Origin of the sequence: Nannocystis bainbridge, from assembly GCF_028368995.1 — a bacterium.
Classification (GTDB): Bacteria; Myxococcota_A; Polyangia; order Nannocystales; family Nannocystaceae; genus Nannocystis; species Nannocystis bainbridge.
In genome coordinates this window covers 95,287-121,361 of record NZ_JAQNDL010000004.1, presented here as the reverse complement: position 1 = coordinate 121,361, position 26,075 = coordinate 95,287, and the positions used below count along the sequence as shown (strand labels likewise).

At 73.5% G+C, this 26,075-nt stretch carries 21 protein-coding genes; 13 read left to right on the top strand and 8 right to left on the bottom strand.

The genetic code is table 11. The features are described from left to right. Positions 1 to 7: 7 nt before the first annotated feature. The 5 genes from trpD to POL25_RS37835 form a co-directional block, all read right to left on the bottom strand. A complete protein-coding gene (gene trpD / locus POL25_RS37855; RefSeq protein ID WP_272091256.1) occupies positions 8 to 1,075 on the bottom strand; it encodes an anthranilate phosphoribosyltransferase in 1,068 nt (355 codons plus the stop codon). Continuing rightward, complete coding sequence (locus tag POL25_RS37850) at positions 1,072 to 1,710, bottom strand: anthranilate synthase component II (RefSeq protein WP_276594762.1); 639 nt, start codon at positions 1,708 to 1,710, stop codon at positions 1,072 to 1,074. The genes trpD and POL25_RS37850 overlap by 4 nt, the downstream gene beginning before the upstream one ends. 68 nt (positions 1,711 to 1,778) lie before the next feature. Beyond that, positions 1,779 to 3,374 (bottom strand): anthranilate synthase component I family protein, encoded by a 1,596-nt coding sequence (locus POL25_RS37845; RefSeq protein ID WP_272091255.1) that lies wholly within the window; start codon positions 3,372 to 3,374, stop codon positions 1,779 to 1,781. A gap of 171 nt (positions 3,375 to 3,545) precedes the next feature. Continuing rightward, positions 3,546 to 4,181 (bottom strand): hypothetical protein, encoded by a 636-nt coding sequence (locus POL25_RS37840; protein WP_272091254.1) that lies wholly within the window; start codon positions 4,179 to 4,181, stop codon positions 3,546 to 3,548. 225 nt (positions 4,182 to 4,406) lie between these two features. Further along, the gene (locus POL25_RS37835; protein ID WP_272091253.1) at positions 4,407 to 7,403 is read right to left on the bottom strand and encodes a serine/threonine-protein kinase; all 2,997 of its coding nucleotides are present in this window, start codon (positions 7,401 to 7,403) and stop codon (positions 4,407 to 4,409) included. Positions 7,404 to 7,599: 196 nt separating this feature from the next. On the opposite strand from POL25_RS37835, the gene glyA reads away from it, so the two are divergent. From glyA to POL25_RS37800, 7 genes are all read left to right on the top strand, one after another. Then, complete coding sequence (glyA, locus tag POL25_RS37830) at positions 7,600 to 8,859, top strand: serine hydroxymethyltransferase (RefSeq protein WP_272091252.1); 1,260 nt, start codon at positions 7,600 to 7,602, stop codon at positions 8,857 to 8,859. A 27-nt stretch (positions 8,860 to 8,886) separates the two neighbouring features. Continuing rightward, positions 8,887 to 10,068 carry a beta-ketoacyl-ACP synthase gene (locus POL25_RS37825; RefSeq protein ID WP_272091251.1) on the top strand — a complete coding sequence of 394 codons (1,182 nt, stop codon included), beginning with the start codon at positions 8,887 to 8,889 and terminating at the stop codon, positions 10,066 to 10,068. Next, positions 10,065 to 10,865, top strand: coding sequence for a beta-ketoacyl synthase chain length factor (locus POL25_RS37820; RefSeq protein WP_272091250.1), 801 nt, complete (start codon positions 10,065 to 10,067; stop codon positions 10,863 to 10,865). Before POL25_RS37825 ends, POL25_RS37820 begins: the two co-directional genes overlap by 4 nt. Next, positions 10,862 to 11,317 (top strand): hotdog family protein, encoded by a 456-nt coding sequence (locus POL25_RS37815; RefSeq protein WP_272091249.1) that lies wholly within the window; start codon positions 10,862 to 10,864, stop codon positions 11,315 to 11,317. The genes POL25_RS37820 and POL25_RS37815 overlap by 4 nt, the downstream gene beginning before the upstream one ends. Further along, positions 11,314 to 12,036: a 3-oxoacyl-ACP reductase FabG gene (gene fabG, locus POL25_RS37810; protein ID WP_272091248.1), complete on the top strand. Its 723-nt coding sequence runs from the start codon at positions 11,314 to 11,316 to the stop codon at positions 12,034 to 12,036. The genes POL25_RS37815 and fabG overlap by 4 nt, the downstream gene beginning before the upstream one ends. 7 nt (positions 12,037 to 12,043) lie before the next feature. Then, the gene (locus tag POL25_RS37805) at positions 12,044 to 13,243 is read left to right on the top strand and encodes an NAD(P)/FAD-dependent oxidoreductase (protein WP_272091247.1); all 1,200 of its coding nucleotides are present in this window, start codon (positions 12,044 to 12,046) and stop codon (positions 13,241 to 13,243) included. 161 nt (positions 13,244 to 13,404) lie between these two features. After that, positions 13,405 to 14,631: a fibrinogen-like YCDxxxxGGGW domain-containing protein gene (locus POL25_RS37800; protein ID WP_272091246.1), complete on the top strand. Its 1,227-nt coding sequence runs from the start codon at positions 13,405 to 13,407 to the stop codon at positions 14,629 to 14,631. Between the two features lie 307 nt (positions 14,632 to 14,938). On the opposite strand, the gene POL25_RS37795 is transcribed toward POL25_RS37800, so the two are convergent. Further along, positions 14,939 to 15,538: a Maf family protein gene (locus POL25_RS37795; RefSeq protein WP_272091245.1), complete on the bottom strand. Its 600-nt coding sequence runs from the start codon at positions 15,536 to 15,538 to the stop codon at positions 14,939 to 14,941. A gap of 486 nt (positions 15,539 to 16,024) precedes the next feature. On the opposite strand from POL25_RS37795, the gene POL25_RS37790 reads away from it, so the two are divergent. From POL25_RS37790 to POL25_RS37765, 6 genes are all read left to right on the top strand, one after another. After that, positions 16,025 to 16,990 carry a hypothetical protein gene (locus tag POL25_RS37790; protein ID WP_272091244.1) on the top strand — a complete coding sequence of 322 codons (966 nt, stop codon included), beginning with the start codon at positions 16,025 to 16,027 and terminating at the stop codon, positions 16,988 to 16,990. A 92-nt stretch (positions 16,991 to 17,082) separates the two neighbouring features. Then, entirely contained in the window at positions 17,083 to 17,814 is a 732-nt protein-coding gene (locus POL25_RS37785; protein WP_272091243.1) for a YggS family pyridoxal phosphate-dependent enzyme, read from the top strand. 393 nt (positions 17,815 to 18,207) lie between these two features. Then, positions 18,208 to 19,509, top strand: a complete 1,302-nt coding sequence (locus POL25_RS37780) for a 2Fe-2S iron-sulfur cluster-binding protein (RefSeq protein WP_272091242.1) — start codon at positions 18,208 to 18,210, stop codon at positions 19,507 to 19,509. Positions 19,510 to 19,785: 276 nt separating this feature from the next. Further along, complete coding sequence (locus POL25_RS37775) at positions 19,786 to 20,079, top strand: (2Fe-2S)-binding protein (RefSeq protein ID WP_272091241.1); 294 nt, start codon at positions 19,786 to 19,788, stop codon at positions 20,077 to 20,079. After that, on the top strand, positions 20,076 to 21,287 hold the full coding sequence (locus POL25_RS37770; RefSeq protein ID WP_272091240.1) for an NAD(P)/FAD-dependent oxidoreductase: 1,212 nt from the start codon (positions 20,076 to 20,078) through the stop codon (positions 21,285 to 21,287). The genes POL25_RS37775 and POL25_RS37770 overlap by 4 nt, the downstream gene beginning before the upstream one ends. A gap of 389 nt (positions 21,288 to 21,676) precedes the next feature. After that, entirely contained in the window at positions 21,677 to 22,492 is an 816-nt protein-coding gene (locus POL25_RS37765) for an MBL fold metallo-hydrolase (RefSeq protein ID WP_272091239.1), read from the top strand. Positions 22,493 to 22,700: 208 nt separating this feature from the next. On the opposite strand, the gene mtaB is transcribed toward POL25_RS37765, so the two are convergent. Next, positions 22,701 to 24,008 (bottom strand): tRNA (N(6)-L-threonylcarbamoyladenosine(37)-C(2))-methylthiotransferase MtaB, encoded by a 1,308-nt coding sequence (mtaB, locus tag POL25_RS37760; RefSeq protein ID WP_272091238.1) that lies wholly within the window; start codon positions 24,006 to 24,008, stop codon positions 22,701 to 22,703. Continuing rightward, positions 24,008 to 26,062, bottom strand: a complete 2,055-nt coding sequence (locus POL25_RS37755; RefSeq protein ID WP_272091237.1) for a serine/threonine-protein kinase — start codon at positions 26,060 to 26,062, stop codon at positions 24,008 to 24,010. The genes mtaB and POL25_RS37755 overlap by 1 nt, the downstream gene beginning before the upstream one ends. Positions 26,063 to 26,075: the final 13 nt, after the last annotated feature.

The window sequence follows — 26,075 nt, the reverse complement described above, 5'->3', positions numbered from 1 at the left end:
ACCTGCCTCAGGGTAGCGCAGCGCGGCTGGCGGCGACGAGTCGGTCGAGCACCGCCGCGGCCCGCCCGTCTTCGAGCGCCGCGCCGATCGCCCCCGCCTTGGCCGGCAGCGTCGAGATATCGTCGTCCCCGGCCGCCAGCAGGGCCAGCGCGCCGCTGTACTGCACACTTGTGTGGTAGGCCCCCGGCTCGCCGGCCAGCAGGGCCCGCAGCGCGCTCGCGTTGCCGGCCGCGTCGTCGCCGGCGATCGCCGCGATCGGCACCTCCGGCAGTCCGGCGTCGGCCGGGCGCAGCGTGTACGTGCGCAGCGCGCCGCGGTGCCACTCGGCGATCGTGCTCGGGCCCTCGGGGCTGAGGTCGTCGATCCCGGGCCGGTCCGCGCCCCCGAACCGGCCGTGGACCACGAACACCCGCTCGCTGCCGAGGGCGCCCAGGGCCGCCGCCATCGCCTCGACCTTGCCCGGGTCGAACACGCCGATCACCTGCCGGCGCACCCCCGCCGGGTTGCACATCGGCCCGACCAGGTTGAACAGCGTGCGCAGCCCGAGCGCCTTGCGCGGGCCGGCCGCGTGGCGCATCGCCGGGTGCAGGTTCGGCGCGAACATGAAGCCGACGCCGACCTCGTCGACGCACCGGCCGACGCGCTCGGGCGGGGCCGTGATGTCGACGCCGAGCGCCGCCAGCACGTCCGCCGAGCCGCACGGGCTCGAGATCCCGCGGTTGCCGTGCTTGGCCACCCGGACCCCGCACGCCGCCGCCGCGATCGCCACCGCCGTCGACACGTTGCGCCGGGCCACCCCGCTGCCGCCGGTCCCGCAGGTGTCGATCGCCCCGGCCTCGCGCAGCGGCACCGGCACCACCGCCTCTCGCATCGCCCGCACCGCGCCCGCGATCACCGCCGCCGTCTCGCCGCGGATCGCCAGTCCGACCAGCAGCCCGCCGATCTGCGCCGGGTCGGCCGCGCCGGCCACGATCTCGCGGAAGATCGCCAGCGCCTCGGCCTCGTCCAGCGCCTCGCCGCGGGTCAGGCGGCCCAGCCCGCGCCGCAGCGCCCCTGCCCCTGCCCCTTCGGTCATGTCTTTACCGCCATGTTCGATGGGACATGTATCTCGAGGAAGGTGCGCAGCATCGCGTGACCGTGCTCGCTGAGCACCGACTCCGGGTGGAACTGGACCCCGTGCATCGGCCGCGTCGCGTGGCGCACGCCCATCAGCTCGCCGGCGTCGGTGCGCGCGTTCGGGATCAGGCAGGCCGGCAGCGTGCTCTCGACCGCGACCAGGCTGTGGTAGCGCGTGGCCATGAACGGCGACGGCAGCCCGGCGAACACCCCGGTGCCGTCGTGCAGCATCGGCGACAGCTTGCCGTGCATGATCCGCCCGGCCCGCTCGACCCGCGCGCCCAGCACCTCGCACATCGTCTGGTGGCCGAGGCACACCCCGAGCACCGGGATCGCCGGCGCGTCTGCCTCGGCCAGCCGGCGGCACAGGTCCTGGCACACCCCGCTGTCGGCCGGCGTACCTGGCCCCGGGGACAGGACGATGTGGCTCGGCGCGTCGGCCAGCACCTGCTCGAGCTGGACCGCGTCGTTGCGGTGGACATCGACCACCGCCCCCAGCTGCAGCAGGTACTGCACCAGGTTGAAGGTGAACGAGTCGTAGTTGTCGATCACCAGCACGCGGCAGCCGGGCCGCGCCGCGCCGCCGGGGCGCAGGCGCTGGCCGCCCGGCAGCGGCGGGGCGGCGGTGTCGACGGCCGGGCCCGCGGTGTTGTCGCTCGCGCTCACGCTGCACCTCCTTCGGCCGCCGCCGCGATCGCGCGCAGCACCGCGCTCGCCTTGACGTGGCACTCGTTGTCCTCGCCCTCGGGCGACGAGTCGTACACGACCCCCGCGCCGGCCTGGACCCGGAACTCCTCGCCGACGGCGACCAGCGAGCGGATGCAGATGGCGAAGTCGGCTCCGCCGTCGTAGCCGAGGTAGCCCACCGCGCCGCCGTACCAGCCGCGCGGCGCCGGCTCGAGCGCGTCGATGATCTGCAGCGCGCGGATCTTCGGCGCCCCGCTCAGCGTGCCCGCCGGGAAGGTCGCGCGCAGGGCGTCGAGCGCCGTCAGCTCCGGCCGCAGCTCGCCCTGCACCTCGCTGACGATGTGCATCACCCGGCTGTAGCGCTCGATCGAGAACGACTCCGACACCCGCACGCTGCCGGCCACGCTGACGCGCCCGAGGTCGTTGCGCCCGAGGTCGACCAACATCAGGTGCTCGGCGCGCTCCTTCGGATCGGCGAGCAGCTCGCTGGCCAGCGCCTCGTCCTCGATCGCGTCGGCGCCGCGCCGGCGCGTGCCCGCGATCGGCCGCACGGTCACGCGCAGGCCCGATTGCGGCGGCACCTCGCCGCTCGCCGCCCCCGTCACCGCCGGCGCCAGCGCGTCGCGGTCGCAGCGGACCAGCACCTCCGGCGACGCGCCCGTCAGCGCCGCGGCCGGCAGGTCGAACAGGTACATGTACGGCGCCGGGTTGCCGACCCGCAGCATGCGGTAGACGTCGAGCAGGTCGATGCCGTCGCGCCGGCTGACGAACCGCTGCGACAGCACGACCTGGAAGATGTCGCCGGCCATGATGTGCTCGCGCGCCTCCGCCACCGAGGCGCGGTACTTCTCGCGCGACCACGGCGCCGCCACCTCGGTCGCCGGCGCCGCCACCTCGGGCACGCGCCGCGGCCCCAGCACCGTCGGCCCGTGCAGCGCCCGCGCGACCGCGTCGACGCGGGCCCGCGCCGCCGCCTCGGCCGCCTCCGGCCCGCCCTCGCTGTCGGCGCAGGCGGTCGCCAGCACGCGCACGCGGTTGGAGAAGTTGTCGAACACCACCAGCGTGTCGCTCGCCACCAGCTCGACCGCCGGCAGATCGCTCGACATGACCGAAAGGCCAGGTACGGCCGGGATCGGATCGAACACCCGCGCCGCGTCGTGGCCCCACACGCCGACGAGCCCGCCCCAGAAGCGCGGCAGATCGGGCCGCGGCGGGCTCTCGTAGGCCCGCTGCAGCGCGGCGATGCCGGCCAGCCCGCGGCTCTTGGCCTCGACCCCCGGCGGCAGCGAGAAGCCCGGCCCCGGGGTGATCGTCACGTCGAGGTCGTAGCCGTTCCACACCCCGCGCACGTGGGCCCGCGCGCCGACGCCGACCACGCTGTAGCGGGCCCACCGCTCGCCGGCCCCGCCCGCGCTCTCGAGCAAGAAGCTTACGCCCGGCAGGTCGGGCGGCCCGGAGCCGCCGCCGCGCGCGTAGGCCCGCAAGCGGGCGTAGACCTCGATGGGGGTGATGCCGTCACACAGCAGCTCGCGCCACACCGGCACCAGCCGCGGGGACGCTGGCTCAATCAAGGGCGGGCCCGCGATCATCCCGGCAAGGATACACCGCGCGGGCCGACGCGATCGACGGCGCAGATCGAGCCCCGAGGTAGGACACGTGTCCTCGCCGCCCAGGCGCCCTCGCGCGGCCGCGCATCGGAGCCTGTCCGATCGCGCAGCCGCCGAGGTCCGCCCGCGCCGACGCTAGCGGCGCCGGGTGGGCTGGCCGGAGTCGGTGTCGACGATCCGGATGTTGCCGAGCGTGTAGCCCGCGGCGGCGGTGGCCACGGTGTCGAACCGGACGCTACCCGCCACCACCGAAGTCCCGGTCGCGTCGACAAACGCGTAGTTGACGATCAGCTGGTTGTCGGTGGCGGTCCCGACCGACTGGTTCACCGTGTAGCCGGTCTCGGCCTTCACGCGGACGTCGATCTTGGCCACGTTGTCGAGCACCTGCACCCGCGCGTTGCTCACCGCCTGCCGCCATACGCGCTCGAAGCTGTGATCGGCCGGGTCGAGCAGGGTCACGCTGCCGGTGGTGGCCGTCGGGTCGCAGGCCTGGCGGGCGGTCTTGGTCACCGTCGCCGGCACGTCGGGGCACGGGTTGCCGACCAGCCTGACGGTGAGCGCGCCGACGTTGGCGCCGCCGACGTTGAGGAAGGCCATCTTGAACTTGGACTTCTCCTCGGGGTTGCCCGAGCTCTCGTCTTCCCACTTGATCGTCGTCCCGGTCAGCGCGGTCGTGAACGACCCGATCATGTCGATGTCGAGCTGGGCCACGTTACCCGCGGTGACCCCCGTCTTCAGGACCAGATCTCGCCTCATCTTCGGTGTCGGCATGGTGTCTATCGCCCGGGTGTTCGTCGCCCGGATCCCCCACCGATTGAGCGTAACTCGACCGGGGAATGGATCAGTCGCGCGTCCATACAATCGCGTTACGTCGCGCGCGCGCTGGCGCGCCGGCGCAGGATCGCCCGCGCGAGGCGCCCGTGGCGCTGTCCCATGACCCATTGAACATGCTCTATCGAACATGTCTCATGCGACATGTCCTCGAACCACGCAGCCTCAGCGAGCGACGTGGGCCAGCAGCCAGGCGTCGACCCGCGACACCTCGTCGTCCATCTGCTCCACGGCGTAGTCGGCCCGCGCCTGCGAGGCCAGCGTCAGCGCACGCGGACGGTCGCGGCCGGCGACCGCACGGGCCAGCGCGAACCGCAGCTCGCCGAGGTCGAGCGGCTGCACGTCCTTGCGGGTCCGGATCGTCAACGCTCGCTCGAGCAGCGGCCTGGCCTCCTCGAGCCGACCCAGCTCGACCAGCGCGACGCCGAGGCCGTGCAACGGATACGCGACCTCGGGATCTTCGGCGCCGAACACGGCCTGGCTGCGCGCCAGCGCCTCCTCGTAGATCGGCACCGCCCGCGCGTAGTCCTCTTGCAGGTGGTGGCTGTTGGCGAGGTTGTAGAGCGCGTCGACGAGCCGCGGCTCGAGCCCCGACGCCCGCCGCAGCACGCCCGCGGCCGCCTCGAAGTAGCCGCTCGCGCGCGCGTAGTCGCCGATCGCCAGCAGCGCGTTGCCGAGGTTCATCCGCGACGACGCGATCTCCGGGTGGTCGGGCCCGAGGGTGCGCACGCGGATGTCGAGCGCCCGCTCGAGCGCCGCGACCGCTTCGCTGCCGCGACCGGCCCGCCACTCGAGCACGCCGATGTTGTTGAGCACCGACGCGACGTCAGGATGGTCCGGCCCGAGGCGATCCTCGGCCAGCGCCAGCGCGTCGCCGAAGTACTTGCGGGCCGCCTCGTCGCGCCCGCTCTTGTCCTCGAGCGAGCCGAGCGCGTTGAAGGCCGCGAGCTGCAAGAGCCGCGATGAATTCGGCGCCGCGCGCAGCACCTCGACCGCGGCCAGCAGCGTCTGGCGGGCCACGTCGTGCTGGCCGCGGGCGGTCTGGACGATGCCGAGCGAGATGTCCCTTCGCGCCTGTTCGGTCGCACCGGCCCCGACGCGCATGTCGGTCGCGGCCGCCAGCAGCAGCAGGCGCTCGCCCTCCGCGTGGCGCTGCTGCAGCGCCCCGAGCACCAGCCCGAGCTCGGCCATCGCCAGCCCGCGCACCGGGTCGATCGCCCCGGCCTCCGCCGCCGCGATCGCCCGCGTGTGCAGCTCGACCGCCTGGGCGAACCGCCCCTGATCGGCGGCGATCTGCCCGAGAGTCACGAGCGCGCGCGCCTCGATCGCCGCCGCCCCGATCGCCTTGCCCTCCTGCAGCGCGCGCTCGGCCAGCCCCTGCGCCGCCGCGTACTTGGCCGCGTGCCGCTTGGCCACCGCGTGGGCGAGGATGCCGTCGAGCCGCGCGACCTCCTCGCGGCTGGCCAGCGAGCGGTTCGGTCCGAGCATCAATTGCTCGGCGTCGGCGCAGGCCCGCAGATCCGGCAAGGCCTCGACCGCGACCGCGGCCCGCTGCACCACCTCGCGGTCGGCCTCGGCGAACACCGCCGCGGTCGCCTGCAGCTGCTCGAGGTGGCGATCGAGGCAGGCCATGCGGCGGTCGAGCAGCAGCGGCGACTGCTCGTGGTGCACCAGCGACGCCGTGCACACCTCGCGGCGCATGTCGACCCAACTCGCCGCGTACTGGTCGAGCGCCGCGCTCGCCGTCTCGGCCGCGCGCGCGGCGTAGGGCTGCCCGGTCTCGAGGAACGCCTGGCGCGTGCGGTCCTTGATCGCCTCGTCCCACACGCCGACGAGGTGACGATCGGCGCCTTCGCAGCCCGGCGGCTTGACCTGCGCCCACACGATCCCGCCGGTCACCGCCGCGGCCACGCCCGCGACCGCCACCGCCCCCGCGATCGTGCGCCGCCGCCGATCCGCCGGCACCAGCGCGACCAGCATCGCGTCCATCGACTCGAACCGGTGGTTCGGCTCGACCGACAGCGCGCGGAGGATCGCACGCCGCACGTGCAGCGGCACCGACGTGCGCACCGGCGTCGCGTCGATCTTGCCGCCGAGCACGCTGGTCGTCAGCTGCACGTAATTCTTGGCCGGGAACGGGTGGGCCTTGAACAGCGCCTCGAACAGCGCCACCGCGAACGCGAACTGATCGGCGCGCGCGTCGACGCGGGCGCCCATGTGCTGCTCCGGCGCCATGTAGGCCGGCGTCCCGACCAGCGCCCCGGTCCGCGTCAATCGCAGCGACGACAGCCCCGCGATCGCCGATTCGAGCCCCTGCTCCGGCTTCGGCGGGGCCAGCGCGGCCGCCTGCAGCCGCGCCGCCCCCGGGTCGGTGTCAGCCAGCGGCGCCAGCTCGTTGCCCCGGTCGGTGGTCGCGAACGGCGACAGGCTGGCCGACGCCCCCGGGCTCGGCGGCGTCGAGATATTTTCGGACATGTCCGTAGGGACAGCCGTGAACTCGGGCCCGTCGGCGCCGCGGGCGATGCCGAAGTCGACCACGCGCACGCGGCCATCACGGCCGACCAGCACGTTGTCGGGCTTGAAGTCGCGGTGCACGATCCCCGCCTTGTGCGCGGCCGCCAGCCCGCGGCCGGCGGCCGCGAAGGTGTCGAGGATCTCGGCGCTGGTGCGCTTGCCGTCCTTGAGCCAGCGCGACAGGTTCGAGCCGTCGACCAGCTCCATCGTCAGGTACACCAGCTCGCCGATCCGGTTGGCGTCGTAGATGACGACCACGTTCGGGTGCTGCAGCCGCGCCAGCGCCTGGGCCTCGCGCAGCAGCCGGCCGACGATCTCGTCGGCGTGGTGGCCCGGCCGGGCGTGCATGATCTTGAGCGCCACCCGCCGGTCGAGCCGCGGGTCGTAGGCCGTGTAGACCACGCCCATCGCCCCCGCGCCGATGCGCTCCAGCACCGTGTAGCGCTCGATCGCCGCCCCGCGCTCGAATTGGAGCGCCTGTACCTCGTCGATGGCCGGCGACTCCGCCAGCGTCTCGCCCCCCGTCAGGTGCGAATGGTCGAGGGCGGGCAGGCTCCCGGCGGTGCTGCGCGCGCTCGGCGGGCCGCCCGTGAAAGGCCCCTCGCCCGTCCTCGCCGCCTCACCCACGCCGGCATGGTACCAAGGCACGGCGCCGTTGTGGGCCGGGAGGCCACCGCCGCCCCTGTTTGCAGGGGAGCGGCCGCAGCGCCACCGCGGCCGGACGCGAAACGACATTCGCCGTCCGGGCCCGCGGCGATCGGCCCACGCCGCGTCGCGGCCCCGGCCGACGCGGCGCGCCGGGAGGCTTGACTCCGCGGCCCTCCGGGCCTGAAAACCTCGGTCGATGCACGCCCGCGATCCCGAGCTCTCCGCCGCCGACCCCGAGATCTTCGCGTTGATCGAGCAGGAGGACGCGCGTCAGCGCGACAGCCTGCGCCTCATCGCCAGCGAGAACTACGCGTCGAAGGCCGTGCTCGCGGCCACCGGCACCAGCCTCACCAACAAGTACGCCGAGGGTTATCCGGGCAAGCGGTACTACGAGGGCATGGACTTCATCGACCCGATCGAGTCGCTCGCCGTCGCCCGCGCGCGCGAGCTGTTCGGGGCCGATCACGCCAACGTCCAGCCGTACAGCGGTTCGCCGGCCAACCTGGCCGCGCTGCTGGCCCTGTGCCAGACCGGCGACACCATCATGGGTCTCGCCCTCCCCGCGGGCGGTCACCTCACCCACGGCTGGAAGGTCAGCGCCACCGGCATCTACTACAAGGCCGTCCAGTACGGCGTCCGCCGCGACGACCACCGCATCGACCTCGACGAGGTCCGCGACCTCGCGCTGGCCAACCGGCCCAAGCTCATCTGGGTCGGTCACTCCGCCTACCCGCGCCAGCTCGACTTCGCCGGCTTCGCCGCGATCGCGCGCGAGGTCGGGGCCTACCTCGCGGCCGACATCGCGCACATCGCCGGCCTCGTCGCCGGCGGCGCTCACCCGAGCCCGGTGCCGCACGCCGACGTCGTCACCACCACCACGCACAAGACCCTCCGGGGCCCGCGCGGCGGCCTGATCCTCAGCAAGGCCGAGCACGCCGCCGCGATCGACAAGGCCGTGTTCCCCGGCCTGCAGGGCGGCCCGCACTGCCACGCCACCGCCGCCAAGGCCGTCGCCTTCCGCGAGGCGCTGCAGCCGAGCTTCCGCGACTACGCCCACCACATCGTCGCCAACGCCCGCGCCCTCGCCGAGGCCCTGATCGCGCGCGGCCACACGCTCGTCTCCGGCGGCACCGACAATCACCTGCTGCTGCTCGACCTCACCGCCACCGGTCAAGGCGGCCGCCACGTCGCCCGCGTGCTCAACCGCTGCGGCATCGAGCTCAACGCCAACGCCATCCCCTTCGACCCGCGCAAGCCGTTCGATCCCTCGGGCCTGCGGATCGGCCTCGCCGCCATCACCTCGCGCGGCATCGAGGCCCACCACATGCCCGTCGTCGCCGACCTGATCGCCGACGCCATCACCCTCGCCGTCGAGAAGGCCGACGACGCTCGCTGCGACGTCCACCGCGGCCGCGTGCGCGAGTTCCTGCGCGCCTTCCCGGCCCCCGGCCTCTGACCGCCGCGCCTTTCGCCTCGCCGCGCCATGCAGCCCTTCCCGATCACCGCCATGGCCCTCTGCAACGGCATGGGCGACAGCACCGCCGCCGTGCTCGCCGCCCTGCGGGCCGGTCGCTCCGGCCTCGGCCCGTGCCCGGCCGAGTTCGAGCTCGACGCGGTCGTCGGCGCCATCCCGACCCCGCTGCCGCCGCTGCCCGCGTCTCTCGGCGTCGTCCGCGACACTCGCCAGGCGCGCATCGCCGCCGTCGCCCTCGCCGAGCTGCAGGCCCCGCTCGCCCGCGCGAGCGCTCGCTGGGGCGCCCATCGGGTCGCCATCGTGCTCGGCACCAGCACCGGCGGCATCGAGGCCAGCGAGACCGCTTACGCCCACGCTCACGCCCACGGCGGCGCCCTCCCGCCCCACTACGACGTCGAGCACTCGCACGCCCTCGACGCCGTCCTCCACCTCGCGCGCGTGCTCGGCGGCGGCCTCGGCGGCCCGGCCTACGTCGTCTCGACCGCCTGCTCCTCGAGCGCCAAGGTGTTCGCCTCGGCCCAGCGCCTGCTCGCCGCCGACCTCTGCGACGCCGTGCTCGTCGGCGGCGTCGACAGCCTGTGTCGCCTCACCGTGCGCGGCTTCGCTGGCCTCGAGGTCCTGTCCTCGAAGCCATGTCGCCCCTTCTCGCGCGAGCGCGCCGGCATCAACATCGGCGAGGGCGCCGCCCTGCTCCTGGTCGAAAGGACAGGTGAAGGCCCGGCCCGCCTGCTCGGCGTCGGCGAGAGCTCCGACGCCTACCACATGACCAGCCCGCACCCCGAGGGCCTCGGCGCCCGCATGGCGATGGAGCGCGCCCTGCAACACGCCGGCCTGTCCGCCGCCGACGTCGACCACGTCAACGCCCACGGCACCGGCACCAAGCAGAACGACAGCATGGAGAGCGCCGCGATCCGGGCCGTGTTCGCCGGCGCCCGCGCGCCCGCCGTGGTCGCCACCAAGGGCTACACCGGCCACATGCTCGGGGCCGCCGGCGCCACCGAGGTCGCCTTCGTCGTCGACGCCATCGCCGGCGGCTACCTGCCCGCCAGCGTCGGCGCCGACCCGCTCGACGACAGCCTCGCCGTCGACGTCGTCACCGCCCGCCGCGACGTCCCGACCCGCGCCGCCCTCAGCAACTCGTTCGCGTTCGGCGGCAGCAACTGCAGCGTCCTCGTCGGGGGCCCGGCATGAGCGCGCTCGCCTTTTCCGTCCGCGGCCTCGGCTTCTGGTCGCCCGGCTACCCCGACGTCGCCGCCTGGAGGGCCCGGCCCGACGCCTGTCCCGAAGGACAGGTCACCTCCGCCGACGCCGCCCCCCGAGCCGAGCTGCTGCCGCCGATGATGCGCCGGCGCACCAGCCTGCTCACCCGCATGGCCGCCGAGGTCGCCGCCCAGGCCCTGCACGACGGCGGCCTCGATCGCGCCGCCGCCACCTTCGTCTACGGCTCCGTCTACGGCGAGATCCGGACCACCCTCGACCTGCTCGCCGCCCTGCTGGTCGCCGGCGAGCCGCTGTCGCCGACCAAATTCCACAACAGCGTCCACAACACGGCCGCCGGCTACGTCTCGATCGCCACCGGCAACCGGGCCGGCAACGCCGCCATCTCGGCCGGGCCCTCGACCCTCGCCATGGGCCTGCTCGAGTGCGCCGCCCTGGTCGCCGCCGGCGAGGGCGACGTCGTGCTCGTGATCGCCGAGGAGCCGCTGCCCGAGCCGCTGGCCGCCGGCCGCCGCTGGGACCCGTTCGCCGCCGCCTTCGCCCTGTCCGCGGCTGGCCCGAGCGACATGCCCGCGAGGACATGTCGCCTCGAACATGGCCCCTGCGACATGTCCCCGGGGCCACGCGTCATCCCGGCCGCCCTGGCCGCCAGCCCGTGCGCCCCCGCGATCGCCCTGCTCGACGCCCTGGCCGCCGGCGCCGCGGCGCGCGTCGCCCTCGAGCCGCACCTCGCGGTCGGCTGGCAGTGCGCGCTCGGAGCCGGCGCATGACCGCCTTCCCGCCGGTGGCCGAGCTGGTCCCGCAGCGCCCGCCGATGCTGCTGCTCGACGAGGTCGTCGCCGCCGACGACGACGGCATCACCTGCGCCGCCGTCGTCCACCCGGGCAACCTGTTCCTCGTCGACGGCCGCGTCCACGCCTCGGCCCTGCTCGAGTACATGGCCCAGGCGATCGCCGCCTTCGCCGGCCTCGGCGCCCGCGCCAGCGGTCAGCCGCCGGCCGTCGGCCTCATCGCCGCCTGCCGCAACTTCGAGCTGCACGCCGAACACCTGGCCGTCGGCGACCCGCTGCAGATCGTCGCCACCCGCGTGTTCGCCGGCGCCATGGCCGAGTACCGGGCCGCCGTCACCCGCCGCGGTCAGCCGCTGGCCGAGGCCATCCTCTCCGTCGTGACCACCACCCCCGTCACCACCGTCACCACCCCCGCAGGGAGCCCCGCATGAAGCCGCGCGCGCTCGTCACCGGCGCCAGTCGAGGGATCGGCGCCGCGATCGCGGAGGCCCTCGCCGCCGCCGGTCACCCGATCGTCCTCAACTATCGCAGCGACGACGCCGCCGCCGAGGCCGTCGCCGCCCGGATCCGCGCCGCTGGCGGCGAGGCCGTGCTGAGCCGCTTCGACGTCGGCGACGACGCGGCCGCCGACGCCGCCATGGCCGCGATCCTGGCCGACCCGCGCCCGCTCGGGGTCGTCGTCAACAACGCCGGCATCGCCCGCGACGCCCCGTTCCCCGCGCTCGAGCGGGCCGACTGGGAGGCTGTCCTTCGGACCAGCCTCGGCGGCTTCTACAACGTCACCCGCCCCGTGATCATGCCGATGGTGCGGCGCAAATGGGGCCGGATCATCACCATGAGCTCCGTCTCGGCTCAGCTCGGCAACCGCGGCCAGGTCGCCTACGCCGCGGCCAAGGCCGGCGTCATCGGCGCGACAAAATCCCTCGCGCTCGAGCTCGCTCGCAAGGGCGTCACCGTCAACGCCGTCGCCCCCGGCCTCGTCGACACCGACATGATCAAGGACGTCCCGCTCGAGCACGTCATGCCGCGGATCCCCGCGCAGCGGCTGGGCACCGCCCCCGAAGTCGCCGCCGTGGTCGCCTTCCTCGCCAGCGACGCCGCCGCGTACATCACCGGTCAGGTGATCGGCATCAACGGCGGCATGGTATGACCCGGTCATGCACGACGTCCTGATCGTCGGGGCCGGCCCGGCCGGCTCGACCGCCGCCAACTTGCTCGCGCAGGCGGGCGTCCGGGCCGTCACGCTCGACCGGGACGTGTTCCCGCGCTTCCACATCGGCGAGTCGCTGCTGCCGATCGACCTGCCGATCTTCGCCCGCCTCGGCGTCGCCATGGATCGCACGCGCTGGCAGTACAAGCAGGGCGCCGAGTTCATCGACGAGCGCACCGGCGAGTACGCGTTCTTCAGCTTCGCCGACGGCCTCGACGGCACCCCCGCGCACGCCTGGCAGGTCGACCGCGCCGCCTTCGACAAGATGCTCGCCGACGTCGCCGTCAGCCGCGGCGCCGACATCCGCTTCCGCGAGCGCGTCACCGACATCGCCATCGCCGACGATCACGTGCGCGTCACCAGCGACCGCGGCGAGCACCGGGCCCGCTTCCTCCTCGACTGCACCGGCCAGGACGCCATGCTCGGCCGCGGCGCCCGCACGATCGCCCCGCTGCACGAGCTCGGGCGCGCCGCCGTCTTCTGTCACTTCGACGACCTCGCCCCCGACGTCCGCCAGGAGCTCGGCGACCAGGGCAACATCAAGGTCCTGATCGTCGAGGACGGCTGGCACTGGCTGATCCCGATGCACGGCGGGCGCCTCAGCGTCGGCCTCGTCAAGTGGCGTGGCAAGCTCGACGACGACGCCTTCGAGGCCGCGCTCGCCGCCTCCCCGCTGTGTCGCCGCCTCACCGCCGGGGCCCGGCGCAGCGACACGCGGACGATCCGCAACTGGAGCTACAAGAACACCCGCCCCTCCGGCCCGCGCTGGGCCTGCGTCGGCGACGCCTGCGCCTTCCTCGATCCCGTGTTCTCCTCCGGCGTCTCGCTGGCGATGTTGGGCGCCGAGCGCACCGTCGACGCCCTCGTCCCCGCGCTCGCCGCTGGGCGCGAGGGTGCGGCCGATCTCATGGCCCCCGTGCACGCGTCGATGGAAGTCGCCTACGTCAGCTTCGAACAGCTGATCCGCCGCTTTTATCACACGCGCATGGTGTCGCACCTGTTCTTCGCCCGCACCCCCGACCCGATGCTGCGCAAGGGCCTCATCAGCATGCTCGCCGGCGACGTGTGGCGCGACGACAACCCGTTCCAGGACATGCTCCGCGGCTCTCGTGTCCAGCCGCAGCGCGTGACGACCCCGAACGAGTAACTGCAATTTTTGTAAGCCAGCTCGCACTCTCGTCAGCAAGGGTTTGTCCTCGCGGCTGCTGACGGCCGAGCCCGGCGGCGCCGCGACGTGCGGTGCTTGCGTGTGCAAGCATTGCAATTCGGTCGCGCCCATTGTTCTCTTCCTGCGTCGGGACGAGCCGCATGCACCCACGCATCTCTCCTCGCGTCCAGATCGGAGTCTTGGGCCGCTGCGGGTTGGCGCTGCTGCTCGCGGGCTGCCTCGATCGCAACGCCGGCCAGAACGACCCGACCCTGCCCGCGTCCTCGACCAGCAGCGGCCCCGGCAGCGACGGCTCGACCACTTACCCCGGCATCATGACCACCACGGTCGACCCGGGCCACGGCGACAGTGACAGCGGCTCGACCACCGACGCCGGGCCCGACCCGTGCGGCAACGGCAAGATCGATCCGCCCGAGCTCTGCGATCAGGGCGAGGCCAACGCCGACGACGCCGAGTGCACCTCCGCCTGCCGCTGGAACGTCTGCGGCGACGGCCTGATCAAGGCCGGCGACGAGCTGTGCGACGACGGCAAGCACAAGAACGGCAAGTACGGCCAGTGCGGCCGCTACTGCGACGATTGGGCCCCGCGCTGCGGCGACTCCATGGTCCAGGCCGACGAGGGCGAGACCTGCGACGACCCCAACCCGCACTACGGCTGCCTCGCCGACTGCTCCCGCGCCAGCTCGTGCCTCGAGATCAAGAACTCGTTTGGCGACGCGGTCCCGACTGGCCTCTACGTCCTCCGCCGCGAAGACCTGATGTTCACCGCCTGGTGCGACATGGAGGCCGACGGCGGCGGTTACTCCTTTCTAAAATACGCCTCGGGCACCGTGCTCGACCTCGACACCTTCCTGCCCCAGCCGCTCACCGCGGCCGAGGCCGAGCAGAAGTGCGCTACCTGGGGCCTGCGGCTGCTCGCGCCGCGCAGCGACCGGCACCTGCGGGCCGCCTTCATCGCCGCGAGCGCAACCGATTTCGGCGCGGTCCACGACACCGGCGACTACACCCCGAACCTCGACGTCGACAGCGACGTCGCCGGCTACCTCTCGATCCTCGGCATCTACCCCGTCACCCCCGGCCAGAGCTGCGTGGGCAAGCCGCTCAACAGCGAGGACTGCCCGCAGTGGGCCCTCAAGCCCGACCCCGCGAACCCGGACCTCGACCAGCCCTACTGGGTCTCCGACAAGATCTTCGCCGGTCAGCCCGGCACCACCAACTGCGCTGGCTGCTCGCTCTTCTACGACTGGAAGCTGGACGTCCAGCCCCCCGTGCTCACCGGCTACTTCGCCTTCCCGATGAACGGCAAGGGCGCCAGCAGCTCGCACTTCCTGTGCGAAGTCGGCGACAAGCTCGGCCCGCCGACGTGAACCGCGGCTGACCTCGAGGACATGTCCTCACGGTCGGCTCATTTCCTGTACGAAGTCGGCGACAAGCTCGGCCCGCCGACGTGAACCGCACATGTCCGTGAGGACATGTCCGTTTGGCCAGCACTTTGCGAGCCGGCGGGTACGCCGACCGCGGAGACCTCGCTGTCCTTCTGGACATGGTCGAAGGGACATCAGCGCCGGCGAGCCGCGGCGTGTCATCGGCTGACCTCTCCCGCCGCTCGGACCCCCATCGGTCCCCGGGCCCCGGTTCAGCGACAGCTCGCGCCCCCGAGGCTCCGCCCTCGCCTCAACCGACGCCGAGCTTTTCGAGCAGCTCGACCACCTCCGCCAGCGGCAGCCCGACCACGTTCGTGTAGCTGCCCTCGATCTGGCGCACCAGCCCCGCCGCCGCCCCCTGGATCCCGTACGCCCCCGCCTTGTCGCGCCACTCCTGGGTGTCGAGGTAGCGACCGATCTGCGCCGCCGTCAGCGGCCGGAACCACACCCGCGTCGTCACCGCGAACGGGTGCCAGCGGACCTCCGCCCCGCGTGTGTCGGCGATCGCCACCGCCGTCGTCGTGAAGTGCGAGCGCCCGGCCAGCCGCTTCAGCATCGTCGCCGCCTCCTCGCGGCTCTCCGCCTTCATCAGCGGCGCGACCTGGTCTTCGATCCAGACCGTCGTGTCGGCCGCCAGCACCACTGCACCTGGCCGCAAGGCCAGGTCGGCCTTGGCCCGCGCCACCCGCTCGACGTACGCCGGCGCCCGCTCGTCGGGCAGCCACGCCTCGTCGCAGTCGACCGGGGCCTGCGTGAACGCGATCCCCGCCGAGCGGAGCAGTTCGGCCCGGCGCGGCGAAGCCGAGGCGAGCACGAGGATGGGCGGGCTGGGCGGAGCGAGCTCGGTCATGGTCCGCCTGTCTGCCGGATCGCGGCCGCGCCCGCAACCTCGCGTCCCTCCCGCACCGAACCCGGCCCCGTGCGCTTCGCCTCGCTCGCCCGCCTCCCGCGACCTCCGCTACCTCGCATGCCTCGCCGCCCACTCAGGAACGCCCGTCGCGTCCAACGCCGCCGCTGCCTCTGTGCTTCGCTTCGCCGCCCACTCAGGAACGCCCGTCGCGGCCAACGCCGCCGCTGCCTCTGTGCTTCGCTTCGCCGCCCACTCAGGAACGCCCGTCGCGGCCAACGCCGCCGCTGCCTCGTGTGCTTCGCCTCGCGGCCGACTCTCGAACGCCCGTCGCGGCCAACGCCGCCGCTGCCTCGTGTGCTTCGCCTCGCTCGCACGCCCCCGCCGCATTCGCCTTCGATCCCGCCCGGGCCCGGCCGCGGCACTCCGGCCGGCTGCTCCCATCCCTGCCCCGGCGGGCCTGGCGGCCGCGCGTGCTACCATCCCGGCATGCGGCGCCCCTTCTGCTTCTCGAGCGTCTACTTCCTCGCGGTCCTCGCGCTGTCGGCCCCGTTCATCGCCGTCGAGGCGACCGAGGTCGCCGAGCAACCTGTCCCCGAGGACAGCTGCACCGCCGACGCCGTCGACCCCGAGCTCCTGGGCGTGTGGCACCGCTGGGACGCCCTCGCCGAGGGCGACCCCATGCGCTTCTGGTTCTTTCACGAGGGCGGCTTCGGCCTCTACCGCTACGGCAAGGTCGGCCTCACCAACACCCACAGCTTCGACTACCGGGCCGACGCCGGCGTGCTCGAGCTGACCTTCCGCAAGACCGGCGAGCGGCGGACCGTCCCCTATCGCTACGAGGCGCAGAGCGGCCGCACCTGGCTGGTCCTCGACGACGACCCACGCGAGCCCGGCGCCCGCTACTTCAAGGCCCCCGCGGCCGCCACCACCGGCGCCCCCTGCTTCGATCCCACGAGCGACCTGCCGCGCGCCCCCGGAGCGCTCGCCAACGACCTGTCCCGAGAGCCAGGTATCACCGCCGCCGCCCCGGCCGCGATCGACCTGTCCCGCGAGCCAGGTTTCATCGCCGCCGAGCCCGCCGCCGCCGAGCGGATCGGCGGCCGCCTGTGGGGCGAGGAGGTCCGCTACGCCACCGGCGGCATGGGCTTCTCGATCTACCAGTTCCAGCCGCAGGCGATCGACGGCCGCGGCGTCGGCTGGCACCACCGCGGCGACTACGACGAGTGGACCACCGAGACCCTGACCTTCCGCCAGCGCGGCGATCGCCTGGCCCTGGCGTTCCCGCTGCGTCACGACGGGCTCGAGACCGCGATCACCGTCACCGGCAGCGGCGACGACCGCACCCTGCAGCTCGCCGAGGACCCGCGCGACTTCTGGCGCGCCCACACCTACCGCGACATGGGCCCGACCTTCGCCGGCGCCGCCGCGCCGAGCGTCTGCCTGCCGCAGTAGCCGACTCACCTGTCTCTCGCGCCATGTCCTTCGAGACATCGCCCCGCGGCTCCGCGCTCTCGACCTTCTCTTTCCAACATGTCCTTCACGCCATGTCCTTGACGCCAGACGACATCGCCGCCAACCTCGCCGCCGTGCGCGCCCGGGTCGCCGCCGCCGTGGCCCGGCGCGGCCCCGGTCCGGTGCCGACGCTGATCGGCGTCAGCAAGAAGCAGCCGCCCGAGGCCGTGATCGCGGCCTGCCACGCCGGCCTGGGCGACTTCGGCGAGAACTACGCCCAGGAGCTGGTGGCCAAGGTCGAGGTCGTCGACGTCGCCGTCACGCCACCCCGCTGGCACTTCATCGGCCCGCTGCAGACCAACAAGGTGCGCAAGGTCGTCGGCGTCGGCGCCCTGGTCCACACCGTCGACCGGCCCACCCTCGTCGACGAGCTCGCCCGCGAGGTCGCGCGCCTGCGCGCCGGTCGAGGCGCCACCACCCCGCTCGAGCTCCTGGTCGAGGTCAACGTCGGCGACGAGGCGCAAAAGGCCGGGGTCACCGCGAGCGAGCTGCCGGCGCTGCTCGATCGGGTGGCCGCCCGGCCCGAGCTGCGCTGCGTCGGCCTGATGGCGATCCCGCCCGAGGGCGATCCGGAGCAGACCCGGCCCCACTTCGCCCGCCTGCGCGAGCTGGCGCGCCGTGAAGCCGCGATCGCGCGCCCGGGCGTCGACCTGGTCCACCTCTCGATGGGCATGAGCGCCGACTTCGAGGTCGCGATCGAGGAAGGCGCGACGATGGTCCGGGTCGGCACCGCCATATTCGGCGCCCGCCCGCCCCGCGCCTGACCCCGGTCGAACCCGCGGTCCGAATCCTCGGGCGCGCATACCCCTGCACGAGGCGAGACCGACATCGCCACAGACGCGACGCGGCCGCCAGACCGTGCCCGCCGCAGTGCCGGGCGCCTCGGCTCGCCTCGCCCCGCGATCCCGAACCGACGTGACCACCTCTGCGAGCGCGCACCGGGGCCCGCATCCACCCCCGCACCGCGTCGCGCTGTCCTCGGTCTCGCATCCGCCGCCGCGCCGCGTCGCCCCGCCCTCCGGTCGCGCCGACCGGGTGTGCATCGCCGGTCGCGGCCTCGGAATTCTCGCCCCTGCGCCGGCGATCGTGACCGAGGGCAAGCCGCGCCGGCGTCGGGTCCCGTGTCCTCCCGCGGTCCGGCGTGCTATCGCAGGCGCGTGCCCAAGGCACCCTTGCTCGCGCCGCCCGGGCCGCCGACGCTCACGCTCCGCTGGGACGGCGCCGCCATCCCCGCCTGTCCGGGCGACACCGTCGCCTCCGCCCTGATCGCCGCCGGCGAGCTCGCCACCAGCCGCAGCGCCAAGTACCGCCGGCTGCGCGGCCCCGCCTGCCTGCACGGCGGCTGCGGCACCTGCCTCGTGCGCGTCGACGGCCGGCCCAACCAGCGGGCCTGCCTCACACCTGTCCGCGAGGACATGTTCGTCGAGCCCCAGAACACCTACGGCGGCCTCGACCCGACCGCCCTCGTCGACCAGGTGTTCCGCCGCGGCATCGACCATCACCACCTCGTCGTCTACCCGCGGATCGCCAACCAGGTGATGCAGGGCGTCGCCCGCGAGCTGGCCGGCTTCGGCGAGCTGCCCGACGCCCCGCCCGCCGAGGCCGCCTGTCTCATCGACCATGTCCCCGAGGTCATGGTCATTGGGGCAGGTCGATCCGGGCGCGCGCTCGCGGCCGCCCTCGCCGCCGCCGGCCACCCGCCGCTGGTGGTCGAGCGCCGGCCCGCCGCCGCCCTCGCCGGCCCCGACCTGCCGACCGACCTCCTCGCCGGCGTCGGCGTGTTCGCCTGCTACCCGCACGAGCGGCTGTGGGCGGCCGCCTCCGAGCAGCCGCCGGTGCTCCACCGCCTGCGCCCGCGCCACGTGGTCCTGGCCGTCGGCGCCCACGAGCCGACCATCCCGCTGGCCAACAACGACCTGCCCGGGGTCGTCTCGGCGCGTGGCCTCGCGGACATGCTCGAACAGACAGGTCGTCGCCTCGACGCCCGCGTCGTCGTCATCGGCGAGGGCGCCCGGGCCGAGCTTTTGGCCGGCACGCTGGCGGCCGAGCGAGTCGCCCCGGCCCAGGTGCGCAAGCTGCTCGGCGCGCGGCGGGTCAAGGGCGTGCAGTTGGTCGACGGCCGGACCCTCCGCTGCGACCTCGTCGCCCTCGCCCCCGATCCCGCCCCCGCGTTCGAGCTGGCCGCCCAGGCCGGCGCGCCGATCCAGTTCACCGGGGCCGGCTTCGCCCCGGTTTGCGACGCCGACGGCCGGATCGCCGCTGGCCCGGCTGCCCACCCGCTCGAGGCCGCCGACGCCCAGACCGCCCCGCCCCCGCCGTGGACGCTGTGGGCCGTGGGCGAGCTCGCGGGCGCCACCACCCCGGCCGAGATCCGCGGCACCGTCGCTCGCTGCGCCGCCGCCCTGCTGCGCGCGCTCGCCGACTCACCTGCCCCCAAGGACAGCCATGCCCGCGCCTGAAGCCGCCGGCCGCCGGCCGTACCACCTGTCCTCGCGGACATCCACCGCCGGCCCGCGCGACCTCGCCTCGCGTACGCCATCGTCCCGCCCGCGTCGCCTCGACCTCTCGACTCCTCACCACCTGTCCCTACGGGCAGCCCCCGGAGACGCGCGTGGCCTCGCGTCGCCGCGCATCCTCCGATCCTCGCCGTCGCTCCGCGGACGTCGCCCCATCCTCGCGTTTTGCGATCTGTCCTCGCGGACATCCTCGCTCGCCCTGCCGCTCCGGACCCTGCCATGACCGCGCGCACCTTCGTCTGTCGCTGCGAGGACGTCACGCTGACGGAGATCGAGCGGGCGATCGCCGCCGGTCTGTCCGACGTCGAGGAGATCAAGCGCTACACCGGCCTCGGCACCGGGCCGTGCCAGGGCAAGGAGTGCCTGTCCGCGCTCGGGCGGCTGCTCGTCGCCCGCGGCCTGATCTCGCCCGCCGCGCTGCGCCCGTTCACCGCCCGCCCGCCGGTCGAGCCCGTCACCTTCGGCGCCCTCGCGGCCGGTGCCACGGAAGTCCCGGAGGACCCCTCGCCATGACCGTAGCGATGGGCCGCGCCGACACCCCGCTGCCGGCCGACGTCGACGTCGCCGTGATCGGCGGCGGCATCATGGGCCTGGGCCTCGCCTACCACCTCGCCCTGCTGTCCGGCGGCAAGGCCAGGCCGCCGCTGTCGATCGCCGTCATCGAGCGCAGCTACCTCGTCAGCGGCGCCTCGGGCCGCAACGGCGGCGGCGTGCGCATGCAGTGGGGCGACGCCGGCAACGTGCGCCTGATGATGGAGAGCATCGAGCTGTGCAAGGACCTCGCGCAGCAGCTCGGCATCAACCTGTGGTTCCGCCAGGGCGGCTACCTGTTCCTCGCCCGCAGCGAGGCCGGCGAGCGCCGGCTCGAGCGCAACGTCCAGCTCCACGCCGAGGTCGGCGCGCCGACCCGCCTGCTGACCGCCGCCGAGGCGCGGGCGATCGTCCCCCAGCTCGAAGTCGCCGAGGTCCGGCTCGCCACCTTCAATCCCGACGACGGCGTCGTGTTCCCCTGGGCCTTCGTGTGGGGCTACGCCGCCCGGGCCGTCGAGCGCGGCGTCACCCTGCGCACACACACCAGCGTCGTGCGCGTCGAGCCGCTGGCCCGCGGCTACGCGCTGCACCTCCATACCGGCGAGGTCGTGCGCGCGCGCCGGGTCGTCAACGCCACCGGCGCGTGGTCGGGCGCGCTCAACCGCCAGCTCGGCATCGACCTGCCCAACCGCCCGCACCGCCACGAGATCCTCTCGAGCGAGCCGCTCAAGCCGTTCCTCGATCCGCTGGTCGTCGACCTCACGACCGGCCTCTACTTCTCCCAGAGCACCCGCGGCGAGCTCGTCACCGGCATCAGCCTGCCCGACGCGCCCGACGGCAGCGACGAGAGCCTCACCCTCCACTCGAGCCTCCGCTTCCTCACCCACCTCAGCGCCACGCTCACGCGCCTGATGCCGATCACCGCGGCGATGAAGGTCCTGCGCCAGTGGGTCGGCCCTTACGACGTCTCGCCCGACGGCGACGCGATCGTCGGCCCCAGCCCCGGCCACCCCGACTTCGTGCAGGTGTGCGGCTTCACCGGCCACGGCTTCATGATGGCGCCCGCGGTGGGCCGGCTGCTCGCGCGCTGGCTCGGCCTCGGCGAGGCCCACCCGATGCTCGCGCGCTGGTCCCCGGATCGCTTCGCGGCCGGGGGAGTGGCTCGCCGCGAGGACATGATCATCGGCTGACTCGGCGGGGATCGGCCCCGCAAATAAACCCGTGCGCCTCGCCATGAACCGGCAGCCACGCGCGAAATCGGCGGCGCCGCCCCACGCGCCGTGCGCCATGTGGGCCGCTGTCGCCCCCACCTGGCTCGCCGTCATAGCCGGCCTCCCGGGGGCTTCGCCGCGCCCTGGGCCCCGCGGACGGCGAAAAACCCCGGCGTTTCCCGACTCCCCCGCAGGCTCTCCGCGCCACGCGATCCGGCTCGCGAACGCCTGGTGCGCCTGTCCCTCGGCGGCCGGACTGCGATATCATCTCCGTCCGACCTCCGAGGTGCCATGGGCCCGTGCTTGCCAGCCGAATTTGTTCTGCCCTATCATCGGCGAAACATGCAGCCAGCGAAGGATAGCGCCCCATGGAAGTGACTTTCTGGGGCACCCGGGGCAGCATTCCAGTTTCCGGGCCGCGGTACGCAGAGTTCGGCGGCAACACGCCCTGCCTTCAGATTTCGCTCGAGAGCACGACGGACACCGTCATCCTCGACTCGGGCTCGGGCATCCGTGAGCTCGGCATCCGCCTCGTGCAGACCCGAGCCGCGCACTCGCGGTGCATTCACCTGTTTCTGACCCACGCACACTGGGATCACATCCAGGGCTTCCCGTTCTTCCCGCCGGCCTTCATGCCGGACTTCCGCCTCCACATCTACTGCACCAAGGACGCGCGCGCGGTCCTCGACCGGCAGATGTCGACGCCGTTCTTCCCGGTCGGCCTCGACGTGATGGGCTCCACCAAGCACTTCCATCACCTGCTGCCGCAAGAGGTCACGACGATCGCCGAGGCGACGCTGCGGCACATCCCGCTGCCGCACCCGCAGGAGAGCACCGCCTTCCGCGTCGACGAGCGCGGCAAGTCGATCGTGTTCGCCACCGACACCGAGCACGCCCCCGACCACATCAACGAGACCCTGCGCGACCTGGCCGAAGGGGCCGACGTGCTGATCTACGACGCCCAGTACACCTCCGAGGAGTACAGCGCCGGCAAGCAGGGTTGGGGCCACAGCACCTTCGCCGAGGCCGTCAAGCTGGCCCGCGCCGCCCACGTCGGCAAGCTCGTCCTCTACAGCCACGACCCGGCGCACGACGACGAGATGCTGCGCAAGATCGAGGCGGCCGCCCAAGAGGCGTTCCCCGGCACCGTCGCCGCCCGCGACGGCATGAAGCTGAAGCTCTGAGCCCGTCTGGCCGCCAGGACATGTCCTCGCGGCCAGCCTGGCCCCGGCTCGGCTCGTGACGACGCGACCACCGCGTCGCGTCGCCTCGCTAGCTCGCACGCGACCGCCGAGTCGCGCGGCCTCGCTAGCTCGCACGCGACCGCCGAGTCGCGCGGCCTCGCTAGCTCGCACGCGACCGCGAGCTCGCGATCATCAGCGCCACGCACGCTCACGCGACCGCGCGACCGACCGCCAGCGTCCCCTCGGCGCGCTCGACCTCGACGTGCACCGCCCGGCCCAGCAGCGCCTCGCCGCCCGGCAGCAGCACCGTCAGCCCGTTGCCCGCGCGACCGACCAGCAGCCCCGTCCGGCGGTGGCGCGTCCGGTGGATCACGGCGGCCAGCGTGCGACCGACCTGCCCGGCCGCGAACGCCCGCTGCTTGCTCGCCGACAGGGCCCGCAGCGCCGCACCCCGCGTCTGCTTGACCGCCGCATCGATCTGTCCCGAGAGACAGGCCGCATCGGTGCCCGCGCGCGGCGAGTAAGCGAACACGTGCAGGTACGCCAGCGGCAGCGCGGCCAGCAGCGCGTGGGTGGCCGCGAACGCCTCGTCCGACTCGCCGGGGAAGCCGACGATCACGTCGGTGCCCACGCCGATGCCCGGCACCGCGACCGCCAGGCGAGGCACCAGCGCCCGCAGGTCGGCGGCGGTGTGCGCCCGTCGCATCCGACGCAGCGTGTCGTCGTCGCCGCTCTGCACCGGCAAGTGGAGGTACGGGCACAGCCGCGGGTCGCTCGCGAGCAGCGCGATCAACCGCTCGTCGACCTCGTGCGGATCGACCGAACCAAGCCGCAGCCGCGCCGCGCCGAGCTGCGGCAGCAGGCCCTCTACCAGCCCCGAGAGCGTCGCGCGCGGCCGCAGGTCGCGGCCGTAGATCCCGAGGTGCACCCCGGTCAGCACGACCTCCGGCACCCCGGCCGCGACGAGCTCCCGCAGCTGCGCCTGCACCTCGTCCGGCGCCACGCTCGCGCTGCGACCCCGCACCTGCGGCACCACGCAGAAGCTGCAGCGGTAGTCGCAGCCGTCCTGGATCTTCAGGTACGCCCGGCTGCGGCGCGGGTCGGCGGCCGGGCGCAGCCGGGCCACGCGGACCCGCCGCAGCAGGTCGACCGGCGCCACGTGGATCTCCGGGACATGTTCTTCAGAACATGTCTCTCCGAGCATGTCGAAGAGCCGCTCCTTCTCGCGGTTGCCGACCACCAACGCCACTCCGGGCAGCGCCGCCGCCTCGGCCGGGGCGGCCGTCGCCCAGCAACCGGTGACCACCACGCGAGCCCCGGCACGCGCGGCCCGGCGGACGTGCTGACGGGCGTCGGCGTCGGCCTCGTGGGTGATCGTGCAGGTGTTGACGACCACGACCTCGGGCGCGGCCTCGGCGTCGACGACCGTGTGGCCGGCCGCGCGGGCCATCTGTTCGAGGGCGTCGGACTCGAACTGGTTGAGGCGGCAGCCGAGCGTGCTGAACGCGACCCGCATCAGAGCGGCACGACGATCGTGAACTCTTGCGGCGTCTTGCGAGAGTTCACGAACCGGACCTTGGTCTTGAAGGCCCGCGCCAGGCACTTCGCCTCCGCGCTCGTGTCGTCGGAGGTCGCGTCGGTGACCCGACCCTTGGGCCCGTCGACCTTGAGCCGCAGCTTGTAGGTCTTGCCCTTCGGGGTGCTGATCGTCCGGCAGGTCTCGAACTCGGCGCGATAGCTCTTCAGCGCCTGCGAGCGCTCCATCGGCCCCAGCAGCTCGGGCCAGTTGGCCGACGCCTCTTCGTTCTTCGGCGTGGCCGGCTCGGACTTCTTGACCGGCGGCGGCTTCTTGGCCTCGACCGGCTTCTTGCTGGCCGGATCTTTCTTGGCCTCGTCGTCGACCACGATCGGCGGCTCGTCGTCCGGCTTCTTCGGCTCGGCCGTCGGCTCGACCTTCGTGTCCGGCTTGGCCTCGATCTGGGTCTCGGGCGCCGTCTCGACCGGCTTCACCGCCTCGGGCGCGCCCGCCGAGGCCGCCGCCAGCTCGCTCGGCTTGTCGACCGGCGGCTTCGGGTCGTCGCCGCGGTTGAGCGCGCACACCAGCCCGACCACCAGCGCCAGCACCACCGCGCCGAGGCCGAACACCAGGCGCGTCAGCATCTGCGCGTCCATCGTCCCGCCGCGCCACGGCAGCGACAGCGACGTCGGGCGCAGGCCCGAGGCGCTGCTGAGTCCTTGCGTCAGCAACGAATCGTCGGGCGTCACCGGGTTGGGGCCCGCGCTCAGCGACCCGCCCATGCCCATGCCCACGGCCAGGCGCGCCGCCTGGGCCGCCGCCTCGAGGTTGGTCGTCGTCCGCCCGGCGTCGACGGCGGTCCCGCGCGGCGTGGCGACGATCGCCTCGATCAGCTCGCCCATCGTCTGATAACGCTGGGTCTTGTCCTTCTCCATCGCCTTGAGGATGACCGCCTCGACCTCGACCGGGATGTCGGCGTCGGGCGCCAGCTGCCGCGGCGGCACCGGCTTGGCGTTCACCTGCTGCGACAGCACCCCGTACATCGTCTTGTCGGTGAACGGGAGGTTGCCGGTGAGCAGCTGATAGAGGATGCAGCCGACCGCGTAGATGTCCATCCGCTGGTCGGCCGGGTCGCCGTGGATCTGCTCGGGCGCCATGTACTCCGGCGTGCCGATCAGCGCCCCCACCTGCGTCAGCGGGTTGGTGCCGCCGTCGCGGTTCTCCTCGAGGAACTTGGCGATCCCGAAGTCGAGCACCTTGACGAAGTCGCGGATCCCGTTGCGCTGGATCAGGAAGCAGTTCTCCGGCTTCATGTCCCGGTGGATGATCCCGTGGGTGTGGGCGGCCTGCAGCGCGCGGCAGATCTGCAGCATCACCCGCCGGGCCCGCGCCCACGTCATCGGCCCCTTCTTGAGGATCTTGCCGAGGTCGTCGCCCTGCAGGTGCTCCATGGCGAAGAACACCTGGCCGTTGGGCATCGCCCCGAAGTCGGTGATGTCGATGACGTTCTCGTGGCCGATCGTCGACGCCGCCCGGGCCTCGCGGAGGAACCGCTTCACCTGATCGGGGCGGTTGGTATAGGCCGGGTTCAGGACCTTGACGGCGACCCTCTTGCCGAGCGCCACGTGCTCGGCGAGGTAGACCTTGCCCATCCCGCCCTTGCCGATGAGATCGAGGATCCGGTAGCGGTCGGCCAGCACCTGGCCGAACAGACCGTCACGCTTGGCCGCCGCCTTGCCCCTGAGGCTCTGGGCCGCGGTGCGCTCGACGGTCTCGACGTCCTCGCCCTGGGGCTCGCCGTCCACGCTGGTCGGCGCTCCGTCGCTCTCGACCTCCTGGGATACCCGACCGAGCTCGATCGAGAAGTGCGCCGCCGAGATTTGGTTCTCGAGCGCCGCCTCGTACTCCTCCGCGAAATCGTCGTCGCCGCCGGGCACGACCACGGGCGCCGACGGGAGCGAGTCCGGAGGATCGACGATGACCGCGGTCAACCGCGGCCCCGATCGATCCTCGCCAGCCTGGCCGGAGTCGCGGCTCCCTTCGTTCGTCGCCATCGCGCTCGTCGGA

What these genes read in the sequence shown, in the direction of transcription:
- POL25_RS37775 (WP_272091241.1), top strand. Translation starts at nt 19,786, where the DNA reads ATGACCGCGCGCACCTTCGTCTGTCGCTGCGAGGACGTCACGCTGACG.
- trpD (WP_272091256.1), bottom strand. Translation starts at nt 1,075, where the DNA reads ATGACCGAAGGGGCAGGGGCAGGGGCGCTGCGGCGCGGGCTGGGCCGC.
- mtaB (WP_272091238.1), bottom strand. Translation starts at nt 24,008, where the DNA reads ATGCGGGTCGCGTTCAGCACGCTCGGCTGCCGCCTCAACCAGTTCGAG.
- POL25_RS37805 (WP_272091247.1), top strand. Translation starts at nt 12,044, where the DNA reads ATGCACGACGTCCTGATCGTCGGGGCCGGCCCGGCCGGCTCGACCGCC.
- POL25_RS37820 (WP_272091250.1), top strand. Translation starts at nt 10,065, where the DNA reads ATGAGCGCGCTCGCCTTTTCCGTCCGCGGCCTCGGCTTCTGGTCGCCC.
- POL25_RS37770 (WP_272091240.1), top strand. Translation starts at nt 20,076, where the DNA reads ATGACCGTAGCGATGGGCCGCGCCGACACCCCGCTGCCGGCCGACGTC.
- POL25_RS37815 (WP_272091249.1), top strand. Translation starts at nt 10,862, where the DNA reads ATGACCGCCTTCCCGCCGGTGGCCGAGCTGGTCCCGCAGCGCCCGCCG.
- POL25_RS37840 (WP_272091254.1), bottom strand. Translation starts at nt 4,181, where the DNA reads ATGCCGACACCGAAGATGAGGCGAGATCTGGTCCTGAAGACGGGGGTC.
- fabG (WP_272091248.1), top strand. Translation starts at nt 11,314, where the DNA reads ATGAAGCCGCGCGCGCTCGTCACCGGCGCCAGTCGAGGGATCGGCGCC.
- POL25_RS37825 (WP_272091251.1), top strand. Translation starts at nt 8,887, where the DNA reads ATGCAGCCCTTCCCGATCACCGCCATGGCCCTCTGCAACGGCATGGGC.
- glyA (WP_272091252.1), top strand. Translation starts at nt 7,600, where the DNA reads ATGCACGCCCGCGATCCCGAGCTCTCCGCCGCCGACCCCGAGATCTTC.
- POL25_RS37790 (WP_272091244.1), top strand. Translation starts at nt 16,025, where the DNA reads ATGCGGCGCCCCTTCTGCTTCTCGAGCGTCTACTTCCTCGCGGTCCTC.
- POL25_RS37765 (WP_272091239.1), top strand. Translation starts at nt 21,677, where the DNA reads ATGGAAGTGACTTTCTGGGGCACCCGGGGCAGCATTCCAGTTTCCGGG.
- POL25_RS37795 (WP_272091245.1), bottom strand. Translation starts at nt 15,538, where the DNA reads ATGACCGAGCTCGCTCCGCCCAGCCCGCCCATCCTCGTGCTCGCCTCG.
- POL25_RS37800 (WP_272091246.1), top strand. Translation starts at nt 13,405, where the DNA reads ATGCACCCACGCATCTCTCCTCGCGTCCAGATCGGAGTCTTGGGCCGC.
- POL25_RS37755 (WP_272091237.1), bottom strand. Translation starts at nt 26,062, where the DNA reads ATGGCGACGAACGAAGGGAGCCGCGACTCCGGCCAGGCTGGCGAGGAT.
- POL25_RS37785 (WP_272091243.1), top strand. Translation starts at nt 17,083, where the DNA reads ATGTCCTTGACGCCAGACGACATCGCCGCCAACCTCGCCGCCGTGCGC.